Genomic DNA, 13,643 nt, shown 5'->3' on the forward strand with positions numbered 1-13,643 from the left:
GACTATGTTAGACAAATTAGTGATCGCAAACCGTGGTGAGATTGCACTACGTATTTTGCGCGCATGTAAAGAACTAGGTATCAAGACGGTTGCTGTTCACTCAACGGCTGACCGCGACCTTAAGCACGTACTTCTTGCAGATGAAACCATTTGTATCGGTCCTGCTCGTGGTATCGACAGCTACCTAAACATCCCACGTATTATCAGTGCAGCAGAAGTAACCGGTGCAGTAGCAATCCACCCAGGTTACGGCTTCCTATCTGAAAACGCGGACTTCGCGGAGCAAGTTGAACAAAGCGGATTCATCTTTGTTGGTCCTAAAGCGGAAACTATTCGCATGATGGGTGACAAGGTTTCTGCGATCAACGCTATGAAGAAAGCGGGTGTACCTTGTGTACCAGGTTCTGATGGTCCGCTTGATGACGACGAGAAGAAAAACAAAGCGCACGCTAAGCGTATTGGCTACCCAGTAATCATCAAAGCATCTGGTGGTGGTGGCGGTCGTGGTATGCGTGTGGTTCGCTCTGAAGGCGAGCTGATCGAAGCGATTGCAATGACGCGTGCAGAAGCAAAAGCAGCATTCAACAACGACATGGTTTACATGGAAAAATTCCTAGAAAACCCTCGTCACGTTGAGGTTCAAGTTATTGCAGACGGCCAAGGCGGTGCAATTCACCTAGGTGAGCGTGACTGCTCTATGCAACGTCGTCACCAGAAGGTTGTCGAAGAAGCTCCAGCACCAGGTATCACTGAAGAGATGCGTAAATACATCGGTGAACGTTGTACACGTGCTTGTCTTGAGATTGGCTACCGTGGCGCTGGTACTTTCGAGTTCCTATACGAAAACGGCGAGTTCTACTTCATCGAGATGAACACACGTATTCAGGTTGAGCACCCAGTAACTGAAATGGTAACAGGCGTTGACCTAATCAAGGAGCAGCTTCGTGTTGCTGCTGGTCAGCCTCTATCTTTCACGCAAGATGATATCAAACTTCGTGGCCACGCAATTGAGTGTCGTATCAACGCCGAAGACCCTGTGCGCTTCCTACCTTCTCCAGGTAAGATTGATCGCTTCCACGCTCCTGGCGGTATGGGTGTTCGTTGGGAATCACACATCTACACTGGCTACACAGTACCACCACACTACGATTCAATGATCGGTAAGCTAATTACTTACGGTGAAAACCGTGACGTAGCCATCGCTCGTATGAAGAATGCATTGGGTGAGATGATCGTTGAAGGCATCAAGACCAACGTAACGCTGCAAGAAAGTATCATGAATGATGAAAACTTCCAGCACGGCGGAGCGAACATCCACTATCTAGAGAAGAAACTGGGTCTACAGTAACTCAGTTCCGAGTCCCTAGTTTGCTAGTCCCTAGAGTATCAATGTCTAGGCACTAGGTTCTAGGTTCTAGGTTCGAGGTTCTAGTAACTAATATTAATGCTCACTTCGGTGAGCATTTTTTGTTTATGTCTATTCTATAATTTACGCAAAGTTCTGCTAAACTCTGCGCCAATCAAAATTTAACCACATTAAGAGCCCATACTATGCCTTGGATTCAAATCAAACTAAACGCGACCAATGAAAACGCTGAGCAAATCGGTGACATGTTGATGGAAGAAACAGGTGCTCTGTCTGTTACTTTTCTAGATGCACACGATACGCCAGTGTTTGAACCCCTCCCGGGAGAAACGCGCCTATGGGGTGATACCGATATTCTAGCGCTGTATGACGCTGAAGCGGACACCAACTTCATCATTGAGCAAACTAAGGCAAGCGGTCTGCTGCCTGCTGACTTCGCTCATAAAATCGAGCAAATCGAAGATAAAGACTGGGAACGTGAGTGGATGGATAACTTCCACCCAATGAAATTTGGTGAGCGTCTATGGATCTGTCCAAGCTGGCGTGACATCCCAGAGCCAGACGCCGTCAACGTAATGCTTGACCCAGGCCTTGCGTTTGGTACAGGTACACACCCAACGACGGCGCTTTGCCTTGAGTGGCTGGAAGGTCTTGATCTCCAAGGTAAGACAGTGATCGACTTCGGTTGTGGCTCTGGCATCCTAGCGATCGCGGCGATCAAACTCGGCGCAGAAAAAGTAATCGGGATCGACATTGATCCTCAAGCGCTACAAGCTTCTCGCGATAACGCAGAGCGTAACGGCGTTGCTGAACAGCTAGAAGTATTCCTTCCTCAAGATCAGCCTGAAGGTCTGATTGCAGACGTTGTGGTTGCAAATATTCTTGCAGGTCCGCTACGCGATCTTTCTTCAATCATCAAAGGTCTAGTCAAACCACAGGGTCAGCTAGCAATGTCTGGCGTTCTGGACACACAAGCTGAAGATGTCGCCAACTATTACCGTGACGAGCTTCACATTGACCCTATCAAAGAACAAAGTGAGTGGTGTCGTATCTCTGGTCAGAAGCAAGGCTAAACAAGACTTCACAGCTTAAGCGACTGATTTTTGAGCATTTTGCATAAAGAAATTGCAAATGCTCAAATATTAGTCTTTTCACGGCGTGAAAAAATGCGTAAAATGCGCGCCCTTGCTGGTACAGAACTGTGAAGATGTTTTGAAAATCGGAAACTACACACTTAAGAACAATCTAATCGTCGCCCCTATGGCTGGAGTCACGGATAGACCCTTTCGCGAGTTATGTCTTCGATATGGTGCGGGAATGGCCGTCAGTGAAATGATGTCCTCCAACCCAAAAGTTTGGAAAACCTCTAAGTCTCAACAACGCATGGTGCATGAAGGCGAATCGGGCATTCGTTCAGTGCAAATTGCAGGTGCCGATCCGCAACTAATGGCGGAAGCAGCACAATTCAATGTAGAGAATGGAGCCCAAATCATCGACATCAACATGGGATGTCCGGCTAAAAAAGTGAATAAAAAGCTAGCGGGCTCTGCACTGCTCCAATATCCCGATCTTATAGAAGAGATCTTGAAGGCGGTAGTTAATGCAGTAGATGTTCCTGTAACACTAAAGACGCGCACTGGCTGGGATACAGACAATCGAAACTGTGTTCAAATCGCTAAACTCGCCGAAGACTGCGGCATTCAAGCATTAGCGCTCCACGGGCGTACTCGTGCTTGTATGTACAAAGGCGAGGCAGAATATGATCACATTAAAGCGGCAAAACAAGCTGTATCTATTCCGGTTATCGCTAACGGTGATATCGATAGCCCTGAGAAAGCAAAGTTTGTACTGGAGTACACCGGTGCGGACGCTTTAATGATAGGAAGACCGGCCCAAGGTCGTCCTTGGATTTTCCAGGAAATCCAACACTATTTGGAAAACGGCACCACGATGCCTGACCTTCCAATTGCGGAAGTGAAAGACATCATGCTTGGTCATGTTGATGCTCTCCATCAATTCTATGGGGAGTTTTTAGGCCCTCGCATCGCTCGTAAGCATGTGGGTTGGTATCTAAAAGAGCACGAACAAGCCAGTGAGTTTCGCCGTACCTTCAACGCTCTTGAAGAGGCTCATTTGCAGCTTGAGGCGTTAGAAGGTTACTTTAATTTAGCCTAAATAGTTGATGTTGCAGCTAGGCGACAAGAAAATTCAGTCCTATGAGTATAGATATGCTATTCGATTAGGGTGAATTATCGCCGTTAACGACGCTGCAGCTTCAAATATGACGGCTATAAACGTTGCACATAATTAGAGAAGAGCTAGACCGAATATGTTCGAACAAAATCTGACTTCAGAAGCATTAACAGTAACTACAGTAACTTCACAAGACCAAATCACGCAAAAGCCACTACGTGATTCTGTTAAAGCATCTCTTAAAAACTACTTGGCTCAACTAAACGGCCAAGAAGTTACAGAACTATACGAATTAGTTCTGGCTGAAGTTGAACAACCACTACTAGATACTATCATGCAGTACACTCGCGGTAACCAAACTCGCGCAGCGACTATGATGGGTATCAACCGCGGTACTCTTCGCAAGAAACTAAAAAAATACGGCATGAACTAAACATCCACGTATAAATCAAATTCAAAGGTTAGGCATTTGCCTAACCTTTTCTTTATCCACACTCCCTCATACTCATTCATCTCTCCCCCTCAAAAACTCGCAATCGATTCCGTACGTTATTTCAGTAAAGTTAATAAAAATAAATAGTTAGAATGTGATCACTTATAATTGCCATAACTAAGTGATGCGTTAGAATAGCGCCTCGTTTCGAATAAAGGATGATTTGATGAGGACAAAAAATCGCGAAGAGTGGTTAGATCACCTACTCAATGCTTTACCTGATCATATTTTCCTACTTAACGAGCAAGGTTTTTACACCGACAGCTTTGGTGGTGACTACCATTCAGACTCTTTCGATGCCAAAAGCTACATTGGTCGCCATCTTAAAGACGTCTTCTCAGAGCAGAAGGCTATTGAGCTACAAGGCTATATTGCGCACGTTATCGAGACACAAGAGACGCTTACCGTTCGCTACAACATTGAACTGCATGACCACCAGCTACTTCCAATAGAAGATATCCAACAGTTAGATAACCCTGAAGATACATGGTTTGAGGCTATCATCAAGTATGTGCCGTCTTATGGTAATGATGAGAGCCTTGTAATGTGGTCAGTACGTAATGTCACTGAGGCCTATCTGCTCGAACAAGAACTCAAAAAGCTATCTGAAACCGATGAACTCACTGGTATTCTCAATCGTCGCGCTTTCGTACATGGTCTACAAAAAGATATTGAACGCGCTACCAGCAAAGGAACAAGCCTGAGCTGCCTGATGGTCGATATTGACCACTTCAAAGAGATCAACGATATCGTCGGTCACCTGGCTGGCGATACTGTGATTGAGCAGGTTGCACAACTCTGTCAGAGCCAGATTCGCGCTAACGATTACCTTGGACGTCTTGGTGGTGAAGAGTTTGGTATTGTCTTGGTTGGCACCAATGCTATTCAAGCTTATGAGGTAGCAGAGCGTATTCGCTTGGTGATTAGTGAAACAGCTTATCAGGTTGAAGAGCATGCTATTCGAGCGACCGTTAGCATCGGTGTAGCTGAATTGAATCCAAACGTCGAATCCGTTAAAGCATTACTCGTTGATGCTGATAAAGCGATGTACTACTCCAAACGTACAGGCCGCGATCAGGTTACGATCTATCATGACAACCTACCCGATCTTAAAATTCAGTCAGCCAGCAAGAGCCAGATCCTCAGAGCTTGCTAAACTCAACAACAAGGTTGCTCTTCATCATCTAGGGCTCCCAAAATGGAGCAATGGCTGGCGTTATCTGTTTCATGGCCACAACACGCATCATTGATCTTCTTTAACGCATTGCGAATACGAGTAAGCTCAGCAATCTTTTCATCAATAAGCTTAAGCTTTGCAGAAGTAATGGATTTTACTTCTGCGCAGCTGTGTTCTGTCGCCTCAAGACGAATATCGAGTAACTCTTTAATCTCATCCAAGCTCAATCCAAGTGATTTTGCATTGATGATAAAGTGAACCTGTTTTTCACTTTCTTCGTCATAATATCGATAACCTGACTCACTACGGTGCACTGGTGAAACCAAACCATTCTTCTCATAGAAACGCAGTGCGTCAGTCGTAAGATGACAGCGTTTAGCCAGTTCGCCTATCTGAAACATATCTTCCTCAATTAACTCTTTCGTCACTTTTTATTGCTAAAAAGGTGTTTTTGACAATTTATTTTGTGATGCCAAACGATTGCGCGAGCTTTTTTGTAATAAATTAGTTAGAATGTGCGCCATCAAATTTGGAGTGGGTTTCAAATCATTGAATTTGAAGCCTAGTCGCTAAGGTCTTTACCAAAACTGGCCAATATCCTAACGCCGATAATCAGTGTACAACGCAGATATCGCATTAGGAACAAGTTCACTTTTGGCAAATATCTTTATTTACTTTTACTCCCTGAATTTGAGGAATATAGAAGCATGAATAACGCTCGCCCAATTCGCCGCGCTCTAATTAGCGTATCAGACAAAACTGGTATCGTTGAGTTCGCACAAGCTCTAGCTAACCGTGGTGTCGATATCCTGTCGACTGGTGGTACTGCTCGCCTGCTTGCTGAGAAAGGCATCTCTGTAACTGAAGTCTCAGACTACACTGGCTTCCCAGAAATGATGGATGGCCGCGTTAAAACTCTTCACCCTAAAGTTCACGGTGGTGTTCTAGGTCGTCGTGGTCAAGATGATGAAGTGATGAACACTCACGGCATCAACCCTATCGATATGGTTGTTGTTAACCTATACCCATTCGCAGAAACCGTCGCCAAAGAAGGCTGTACGCTAGAAGACGCAGTTGAGAACATCGACATTGGCGGCCCAACTATGGTTCGCTCTGCTGCGAAAAACCACAAAGACGTGACTATCGTTGTAAATGCAGGTGACTACGATCGCGTTATCGATGAAATGGATGCTAATGAGAAATCTCTAACACTAGAGACTCGTTTCGACCTAGCTATCGCAGCTTTTGAGCACACCGCTTCTTACGACGGTATGATAGCAAACTACTTCGGCACTATGGTTCCTAGCTACGGCGAGAACAAAGAAGGTGACGCAGAATCAAAATTCCCTCGCACGTTCAACCAGCAGTTCAAGAAGAAGCAGGACATGCGCTACGGTGAGAACAGCCACCAGGCAGCAGCATTCTACGTAGAAGCAAACCCAGAAGAAGCGTCTGTTTCTACTGCTCGCCAAATCCAAGGTAAAGCCCTTTCTTACAATAACATCGCTGATACAGACGCAGCTCTTGAGTGTGTGAAAGAATTCGACGAGCCAGCATGTGTTATCGTTAAGCACGCAAACCCATGTGGTGTTGCTCTAGGTTCAGATATCCTAGAAGCGTACGACCGTGCATTCAAAACAGACCCAACATCAGCATTCGGTGGCATCATCGCATTCAACCGTGAACTAGATGCAGCGACAGCAACCGCTATCACAGAGCGTCAATTTGTTGAGGTAATCATTGCACCTTCTGTTTCTGCTGAAGCAGTAGAAATTGTTGCAGCGAAGAAAAACCTTCGCCTACTTGAGTGTGGTGAGTGGACAACTAAGACGACTGGCTTTGACGTTAAACGCGTTAACGGCGGCCTACTGGTTCAAGACCGTGATCAAGGCATGGTGTCTCAAGACGACCTTAAAGTGGTTTCTAAGCGCCAACCAACAGAAGAAGAGCTAAAAGACGCACTATTCTGCTGGAAGGTAGCGAAGTACGTGAAATCAAACGCAATCGTATACTCGAAAGGTGACATGACTATCGGTGTGGGCGCAGGCCAAATGAGCCGCGTTTACTCGGCGAAGATTGCTGGCATTAAAGCTGCTGACGAAGGTCTACAGGTTGAAGGCTGTGTAATGGCATCTGACGCATTCTTCCCATTCCGCGACGGCATCGATGCAGCAGCAGAAGCAGGCATCAAGTGTGTTATCCAACCAGGTGGCTCTATGCGTGATGATGAAGTTATCCAAGCAGCAGACGAGCACGGCATGGCGATGATCTTTACCGGTATGCGTCACTTCCGCCACTAATTAAGAGATAAGAAACGAGTTCCTAGAGCCTAGTACCTAGATTTCTCTCTAGCTACTAGGAACTATTTACTAGGAACCCTAAGTAACTTAAGGATTTATTGATATGAACGTTTTAATTATTGGTGCCGGCGGTCGTGAGCACGCACTGGGCTGGAAAGCAGCACAAAACCCAAACGTTGAAACTGTATTCGTTGCTCCAGGTAACGCAGGTACTGCACTTGAACCTAAACTAGAAAACGTTGCTATCGGTGTTGAAGACATTGAAGCACTAGTCGCATTTGCAAAAGAGAAAGCGATTGAACTGACTATCGTTGGCCCAGAAGCACCACTAGTCATCGGTGTGGTTGATGCATTCCGCGCTGCTGGTTTACCTATCTTTGGCCCAACTGAAGCCGCAGCACAGCTTGAAGGCTCTAAAGCGTTTACTAAAGATTTCCTAGCTCGCCACCAAATTCCAACAGGTGCTTACGCTAACTTCACTGAAATTGAGCCAGCTCTAGCTTACGTTCGTGAGCAAGGTGCACCGATCGTAGTTAAGGCTGACGGTCTTGCTGCAGGTAAAGGCGTAATCGTTGCGATGACGCTAGAAGAAGCGGAAGACGCAATCAAAGACATGCTAGCGGGCAACGCATTTGGTGATGCTGGTAGCCGTGTAGTCATCGAAGAATTCCTAGATGGTGAAGAAGCAAGCTTCATCGTAATGGTTGATGGTAAGAACGTTCTACCAATGGCAACGAGCCAAGACCACAAGCGTGTTGGTGATAAAGATACTGGCCCTAACACAGGCGGTATGGGTGCTTACTCTCCTGCTCCTGTTGTGACTCCAGAGATCCACAACCGTATTATGGAAGAGGTTATCTACCCAACGGTTCGTGGTATGGAAGCAGAAGGTGCGCCTTACACAGGTTTCCTATACGCTGGTCTTATGATTGATTCTGAAGGCACACCTAAAGTCATCGAATACAACTGTCGCTTTGGTGACCCTGAAACGCAACCTATCATGATGCGTATGGAATCAGACCTCGTTGAACTGTGTCTTGCTGCTATTGATGAAAAGCTAGACCAAGCTGAGTCTAAGTGGGATCCTCGTGCTTCTATCGGTGTTGTACTTGCAGCAGGTGGCTACCCAGCAGATTACGCTAAGGGTGATGTGATCTCATTACCTACGTCTGAAGTTGAAGGCCAAAAAGTGTTCCACGCTGGTACTGCAAACAATGCTGCAGGTGAAGTCGTTACCAATGGCGGTCGTGTTCTTTGTGCAACAGCACTAGGCAACAGCGTTTCAGAAGCGCAAGAAAAGGCTTATGCACTGACCAAGCAAGTAAGCTGGAATGGTATGTTCCACCGCAATGACATTGGTTACCGTGCAATTGCACGCGAACAAGAGAAGTAATCAACACTTCTCTCTTGGATAAACAAAAGGCGCTCATTGAGCGCCTTTTTCGTATTCAGTTAATTTGATACTAATTCCACAAATTAGGGCGTGGAATACAATCCTTACCGTCATCAGCGAGAATCAATAGAGATTCCACCTGTAAGCTCTTTAGAACGCTTTTACCATTTAGGACGACGAAGCTATCAAGTCCTTGGATTCGGTCAATCACGTAGCTTGGGAGCGTCTCTTCGAATGAAATCTTGGTAAACTCTTGCCCTTCACAGGTTTCAAAGGTTTCACCGTTCCAATAGCCCTGATACAACTTATTCTCACCACGGGTATTTGCCAGGACAAGATCAGCCGAGCCTTTGTATTGGTCAATCTCTTCCGGCCTTAATGGCAAGACACGATTATTTTCACGATATTGCTGATATACCGCCTCACCCGAGCTGTTAAAGCGAATATGAGCGCTGTAAGAGATTAAGCCTTGCCCTACTATTAACTTCTCTCCCTCACGGATAACCTCACGTAGAGAGTCCTCGCTCCACCGATAATTGGATTGATACCAACCATAATCACCTGCAGTGACATAGTCAGCTGCCGTCTCTGGCTTAGTTAATCGTTCTGTTACCCAATACAAGCTAACAGCATCACCTTGGCGCTGGCCAGAAGTAGACTCGGTAATTTGGCTAATATTTGGAGACGGTGTTGAAGAACAACCGAAAAGAAGAATAGTAAATAGTGCGGGTAGAATGCGTTTAAACATAAAGAAATACGCCGAGAAAATGTTCCTCGGCGTAGTATAAATTATTTTACTGAATCTTTCAGTGCTTTACCTGCTACGAATGCTGGTACGTTAGCCGCTGCGATTTGGATTTCATCACCAGTCTTAGGGTTACGGCCAGTGCGAGCTGCACGGTGGTTTACTTTGAAAGTACCGAAGCCAATTAGTTGTACTTGGTCGCCTTCTTTAAGTGCGTCAGTTACGCCGCCCAGAGTCGCCTCTAGTGCTGCTTTAGCTTGTGCTTTAGATAGGTCTGCTTTTTCAGCAATAAAGTCGATTAGTTGGGTCTTGTTCATTAGGTTTCCCTTCTCATATGTTATCGAATCCAACTCACTCTAAAACATAAATACCCCGTCTGGCAAAGGTTTGTCGTCGATCTTTGGCTCTTACGATGAACTTTTCGCCATATTCTGAGTAATAACTCACAGTTTGTTACGAAATGAACCCTCTCAAGCCTTATTCAGCAATGGCTGGACGCGAAATAATTAATGACTCAGTGCCAACCTATTCACTATAATCATCGCTAATTCGCTGCTAAAGCGTACAATTTATAAAGGGCAACTATGCTGCTGTTAACGATCTACGTTTCTATTTCTATTGGTGTTTCTTTCATCTGTTCGGTATTGGAGGCAGTGCTTCTGAGCATTAGTCCGAGCTATATTGCACAGCTGAAACAACAAGGTCACCCAGCTGCTGACCAACTGTCTAAGTTGAAGAATGATATTGATAGACCTCTGGCATCCATCCTGACACTGAATACCATCGCTCATACCATTGGTGCGGCGAGTGCAGGTGCGCAGGCTTCAGTCGTATTTGGTAGCCAATGGTTAGGTGTGTTTTCTGCAGTACTCACCCTAGGTATACTCGTGCTGTCTGAAATCGTGCCAAAAACCATAGGTGCTACCTACTGGCGTAAGCTTGCTCCTGCATCGGCAGTGGTTCTGCGCTGGATGGTTTGGGCACTCACACCGTTTGTTTGGTTCTCAGAGCAAATCACCAAGCGCTTAGCTCGTGGCCATGAGGCTCCTAAGATGCGTGATGAGCTATCCGCTATGGCTATCTTGGCAAAAGAAAGCGGTGAGTTCGCAGAGGGCGAATCTAAGCTGCTAAGTAACCTACTCAATATCCAAGACGTGCCAGCAACTCAAATCATGACGCCACGTCCGGTGGTATTTCGTGTGAACGCAGAGATGACGATTGATGAATTTCTGCTAGAGCATAAGGAAACGCCATTCTCGCGCCCTCTTGTGTACAGCGAACACAAAGATAACATTATAGGGTTTGTCCATCGCCTTGAACTGTTCAAGCTTCAACAGCATGGTTCTGGCGGCAAACAGTTGGGTTCGGTCATGCGTCCCATCCATGTGTTATTCAATGGTATTTCGCTACCGAAAGCCTTTGACCAGATGATGGCAAATCGCCTGCAGCTTGCGATGGTGGTTGATGAGTACGGTACCATTCAGGGCATCATCACTCTGGAGGACATCTTTGAACACTTGTTAGGTGAAGAGATTGTCGACGAAGCGGACAAAACCACAGACATGCAGCAACTGGCCTTTGAGCGCTGGGAAAAATGGAAAGACGAGCATGATGTGATTGAGAGTCGTGATGAGGATGAAGACGAGTCACTTCAGCAGGCGCAAACTGAACTTCAAGGGCGCGTGAACGAGGAGACGATTCTAGACGCAGATGAATCATCTCATCAGAGCGATTCCGAAGATAAACCTCAAAAAGCATAATTAAAAATGGGCTGTCCAATTGGACAGCCCATTTTCATCGACTTATAAAAAAGATTAAAGAGCAATACCAATGTTACTAATTGGCTCATCGCGAAGCTCTTGGCGTAAGTCCTTAATCAACTCAATATCACGCTCAATCGCTTCACGCAGTGGACGGAAGATCGCCCACTGTACATCCCACTCCGCACATACCGCTTCGTTATCTTTCTGATTCTCATTTGTGATTGGTTCTGCACCTTGTGCTTCTTCCAAATCCGCAACCGTCTTAACTGATTGTTGGCTCAGCTTTAGCATGTTTTCAAACAAGTGCTCACGATCAAGCAGACCATGAAGTAGTGTTGATAGCCCCTCACACGCATCCATGGCAGGGTAAACTGCATACATATCGAACTCTTCAGCTGATGGGAAAAGCTCCTCCAACTTCTCTAGCTGACGCTCAAAGTTCACCTTTGCTGTTTTTACAGTGAGGATTTCCCAGATACTGTCTAGAATGTCACGATACACTCGTGATTCTGCAAATTCAGTGTTTTCACAAAACATGGCATAGTTAGGGTACATACGCTCACAAAGACACGTCATGAAAGTGATTTGTTGCCATGGTTCCAGCCTCTCTAGGCGGATTTGCAAAGGGTTCTGTAACATAAGGGACTCGATAGTTGCGTTTAGACGGCGAAAGTGTACTTGATAACCAACAGGGAAAAAAGCCAAGCTAATGAACAATTTCAGTCATAAGGTATTTATTCTCACTGAGCAGGACGATGTCTACCATCACCTACTCTCAGAGCTCGATTTACCAGACCTCGAGATCACGCTTGATGCCAAAGAAGCAGAGATCTTACTGGCTGCCCCACCATTGGCAGCGAAGCACCTCGATAGTTTTGAACAATTAGAATGGTGCCAATCCATCTATGCAGGAGTCGATGCGCTTATAACCCCTTACCTGCGTGATGATTATGAACTCACCAACGTCAAAGGCATTTTTGGTCAGTCCATCGCTGAGTATGTTATTGGGTTAACCATAGAACACTTCCGTCATTTTGCGTACTACCACCAGCAACAGAACAATCACAGTTGGGCACCACTGCAGTACCAATCCATTAGTGACAAGCGTGTCGTTATACTCGGCACTGGCAGCATAGGAAGTTTCTTAGCAACCCGTGTTCAGGCTTTGGGTATGCATGCCATTGGTATTAACCGAACGGGGATTCCGGCTAAGGAAGCAAGCTTTGATCAAACGTTTCATATCAACGAGCTAGAAACAGCGCTCTCTCAAGCGGATATCATCGTCAATACCCTGCCGAATACCGAGCAAACTCACCTGTTACTCAACCAAGAATCATTAAACAAAGCCAACGGTGCTTTACTATTTAATGTTGGTCGCGGCAATACGGTATGTGAGCAAGGGCTGTTGGACGCCCTGCACTCAGGGGCTATCACACATGCCTATCTTGACGTTTTTCAGCATGAGCCGTTACCAAAAGAGCACCCATTCTGGGCGCATGACAAGATAACTGTGACACCGCATATCGCTGCTTTGAGTAACCCTAAGCAAGTGTTAGAGATCTTTGCAGAAAACTACCAACGCTGGCGAGATGGCTTCTCTCTTAATCATCGCATCGATTTCGATAAGGGCTATTGATGCTCAAGCAAGTATTAACGCAAGCAAGAGCATGTCGTCTATGTGAGCACTCACTATCTCATGGCATAAACCCAGTCATCCAGGCAGATACCCAAGCAAAACTGTTGATCATTGGGCAAGCACCTGGGATAAAAGTCCATGAGACGTCGATACCATGGAATGACGCTAGCGGTGACAGACTACGCAGTTGGCTAAGGATAGATAAAGAACACTTTTACGACCCAACCAAAGTCGCAATTGTGCCTATGGGGTTTTGCTACCCAGGGAAGGCAAAGAGTGGTGATTTACCGCCGCGAAAAGAGTGCGCACCAAAATGGCATGCTTCCATTCTCAATCACCTACCGAACATCGAGATGACCCTGTTAATCGGCCAATATGCTCAGAATTATTACCTCAGAGATAAACCAGTTACCTTAACTGAGACAGTGAAGTGTTGGCAGAAATGGGCACCGAAGTACATCCCTTTGCCTCACCCATCACCGAGGAACAATATTTGGCTCAAAAAGAACCCTTGGTTTGAAAATGACACACTACCCTATATCCGTCAGACTTTGAGCAAAGCCCTATAAAGCAGGAT

Annotated in this window: 14 protein-coding genes; 10 read left to right on the forward strand and 4 right to left on the reverse strand. The window is 45.8% G+C overall.

Features of this window, described 5'->3' with window-relative positions:
• Positions 1-4: 4 nt before the first annotated feature.
• From accC to DPF91_RS18960, 5 genes are all read left to right on the forward strand, one after another.
• Complete coding sequence (gene accC, locus DPF91_RS18940) at positions 5-1,348, forward strand: acetyl-CoA carboxylase biotin carboxylase subunit (RefSeq protein ID WP_117236014.1); 1,344 nt, start codon at positions 5-7, stop codon at positions 1,346-1,348.
• A 203-nt stretch (positions 1,349-1,551) separates the two neighbouring features.
• Entirely contained in the window at positions 1,552-2,439 is an 888-nt protein-coding gene (gene prmA / locus DPF91_RS18945) for a 50S ribosomal protein L11 methyltransferase (protein ID WP_117236015.1), read from the forward strand.
• Between the two features lie 139 nt (positions 2,440-2,578).
• On the forward strand, positions 2,579-3,541 hold the full coding sequence (gene dusB, locus DPF91_RS18950; protein ID WP_164684237.1) for a tRNA dihydrouridine synthase DusB: 963 nt from the start codon (positions 2,579-2,581) through the stop codon (positions 3,539-3,541).
• 154 nt (positions 3,542-3,695) lie between these two features.
• On the forward strand, positions 3,696-3,992 hold the full coding sequence (gene fis / locus DPF91_RS18955; RefSeq protein ID WP_000462885.1) for a DNA-binding transcriptional regulator Fis: 297 nt from the start codon (positions 3,696-3,698) through the stop codon (positions 3,990-3,992).
• A 226-nt stretch (positions 3,993-4,218) separates the two neighbouring features.
• Positions 4,219-5,208 carry a sensor domain-containing diguanylate cyclase gene (locus DPF91_RS18960; protein WP_117236017.1) on the forward strand — a complete coding sequence of 330 codons (990 nt, stop codon included), beginning with the start codon at positions 4,219-4,221 and terminating at the stop codon, positions 5,206-5,208.
• Positions 5,209-5,210: 2 nt separating this feature from the next.
• On the opposite strand, the gene zntR is transcribed toward DPF91_RS18960, so the two are convergent.
• Positions 5,211-5,630 carry a Zn(2+)-responsive transcriptional regulator gene (gene zntR / locus DPF91_RS18965; RefSeq protein ID WP_117236018.1) on the reverse strand — a complete coding sequence of 140 codons (420 nt, stop codon included), beginning with the start codon at positions 5,628-5,630 and terminating at the stop codon, positions 5,211-5,213.
• A gap of 306 nt (positions 5,631-5,936) precedes the next feature.
• Here zntR and purH point away from each other — a divergent pair, with 306 nt between their 5' ends.
• Together purH and purD are read left to right on the forward strand one after the other, a co-directional pair.
• Positions 5,937-7,529, forward strand: coding sequence for a bifunctional phosphoribosylaminoimidazolecarboxamide formyltransferase/IMP cyclohydrolase (gene purH / locus DPF91_RS18970; protein ID WP_117236019.1), 1,593 nt, complete (start codon positions 5,937-5,939; stop codon positions 7,527-7,529).
• Between the two features lie 103 nt (positions 7,530-7,632).
• A complete protein-coding gene (gene purD / locus DPF91_RS18975) occupies positions 7,633-8,922 on the forward strand; it encodes a phosphoribosylamine--glycine ligase (protein ID WP_117236020.1) in 1,290 nt (429 codons plus the stop codon).
• A 70-nt stretch (positions 8,923-8,992) separates the two neighbouring features.
• Here the strand turns inward: purD and DPF91_RS18980 are convergent, their stop codons facing one another.
• Both DPF91_RS18980 and hupA read right to left on the reverse strand, forming a co-directional pair.
• Complete coding sequence (locus tag DPF91_RS18980; protein WP_117236021.1) at positions 8,993-9,670, reverse strand: DUF1481 domain-containing protein; 678 nt, start codon at positions 9,668-9,670, stop codon at positions 8,993-8,995.
• Between the two features lie 41 nt (positions 9,671-9,711).
• Entirely contained in the window at positions 9,712-9,984 is a 273-nt protein-coding gene (gene hupA, locus DPF91_RS18985) for a nucleoid-associated protein HU-alpha (RefSeq protein WP_117236022.1), read from the reverse strand.
• Between the two features lie 267 nt (positions 9,985-10,251).
• Here hupA and DPF91_RS18990 point away from each other — a divergent pair, with 267 nt between their 5' ends.
• The gene (locus DPF91_RS18990; RefSeq protein ID WP_117236023.1) at positions 10,252-11,427 is read left to right on the forward strand and encodes a CNNM domain-containing protein; all 1,176 of its coding nucleotides are present in this window, start codon (positions 10,252-10,254) and stop codon (positions 11,425-11,427) included.
• A gap of 54 nt (positions 11,428-11,481) precedes the next feature.
• On the opposite strand, the gene DPF91_RS18995 is transcribed toward DPF91_RS18990, so the two are convergent.
• Positions 11,482-12,069, reverse strand: coding sequence for a YjaG family protein (locus DPF91_RS18995; protein WP_117236037.1), 588 nt, complete (start codon positions 12,067-12,069; stop codon positions 11,482-11,484).
• Positions 12,070-12,139: 70 nt separating this feature from the next.
• Between DPF91_RS18995 and DPF91_RS19000 the strand changes: the two genes are divergently transcribed.
• Positions 12,140-13,066, forward strand: coding sequence for a D-2-hydroxyacid dehydrogenase (locus DPF91_RS19000; protein WP_117236024.1), 927 nt, complete (start codon positions 12,140-12,142; stop codon positions 13,064-13,066).
• A complete protein-coding gene (locus DPF91_RS19005; protein WP_117236025.1) occupies positions 13,066-13,635 on the forward strand; it encodes a uracil-DNA glycosylase family protein in 570 nt (189 codons plus the stop codon). Before DPF91_RS19000 ends, DPF91_RS19005 begins: the two co-directional genes overlap by 1 nt.
• The last annotated feature ends 8 nt before the right edge of the window (positions 13,636-13,643 follow it).

The organism is Vibrio maerlii (assembly GCF_003415655.1).
GTDB lineage: Bacteria > Pseudomonadota > Gammaproteobacteria > Enterobacterales > Vibrionaceae > Vibrio > Vibrio maerlii.

What these genes read in the sequence shown, in the direction of transcription:
- accC (WP_117236014.1), top strand. Translation starts at nt 5, where the DNA reads ATGTTAGACAAATTAGTGATCGCAAACCGTGGTGAGATTGCACTACGT.
- DPF91_RS18980 (WP_117236021.1), bottom strand. Translation starts at nt 9,670, where the DNA reads ATGTTTAAACGCATTCTACCCGCACTATTTACTATTCTTCTTTTCGGT.
- fis (WP_000462885.1), top strand. Translation starts at nt 3,696, where the DNA reads ATGTTCGAACAAAATCTGACTTCAGAAGCATTAACAGTAACTACAGTA.
- prmA (WP_117236015.1), top strand. Translation starts at nt 1,552, where the DNA reads ATGCCTTGGATTCAAATCAAACTAAACGCGACCAATGAAAACGCTGAG.
- DPF91_RS18960 (WP_117236017.1), top strand. Translation starts at nt 4,219, where the DNA reads ATGAGGACAAAAAATCGCGAAGAGTGGTTAGATCACCTACTCAATGCT.
- purH (WP_117236019.1), top strand. Translation starts at nt 5,937, where the DNA reads ATGAATAACGCTCGCCCAATTCGCCGCGCTCTAATTAGCGTATCAGAC.
- DPF91_RS18995 (WP_117236037.1), bottom strand. Translation starts at nt 12,069, where the DNA reads ATGTTACAGAACCCTTTGCAAATCCGCCTAGAGAGGCTGGAACCATGG.
- hupA (WP_117236022.1), bottom strand. Translation starts at nt 9,984, where the DNA reads ATGAACAAGACCCAACTAATCGACTTTATTGCTGAAAAAGCAGACCTA.
- purD (WP_117236020.1), top strand. Translation starts at nt 7,633, where the DNA reads ATGAACGTTTTAATTATTGGTGCCGGCGGTCGTGAGCACGCACTGGGC.
- zntR (WP_117236018.1), bottom strand. Translation starts at nt 5,630, where the DNA reads ATGTTTCAGATAGGCGAACTGGCTAAACGCTGTCATCTTACGACTGAC.
- DPF91_RS18990 (WP_117236023.1), top strand. Translation starts at nt 10,252, where the DNA reads ATGCTGCTGTTAACGATCTACGTTTCTATTTCTATTGGTGTTTCTTTC.
- DPF91_RS19005 (WP_117236025.1), top strand. Translation starts at nt 13,066, where the DNA reads ATGCTCAAGCAAGTATTAACGCAAGCAAGAGCATGTCGTCTATGTGAG.
- DPF91_RS19000 (WP_117236024.1), top strand. Translation starts at nt 12,140, where the DNA reads ATGAACAATTTCAGTCATAAGGTATTTATTCTCACTGAGCAGGACGAT.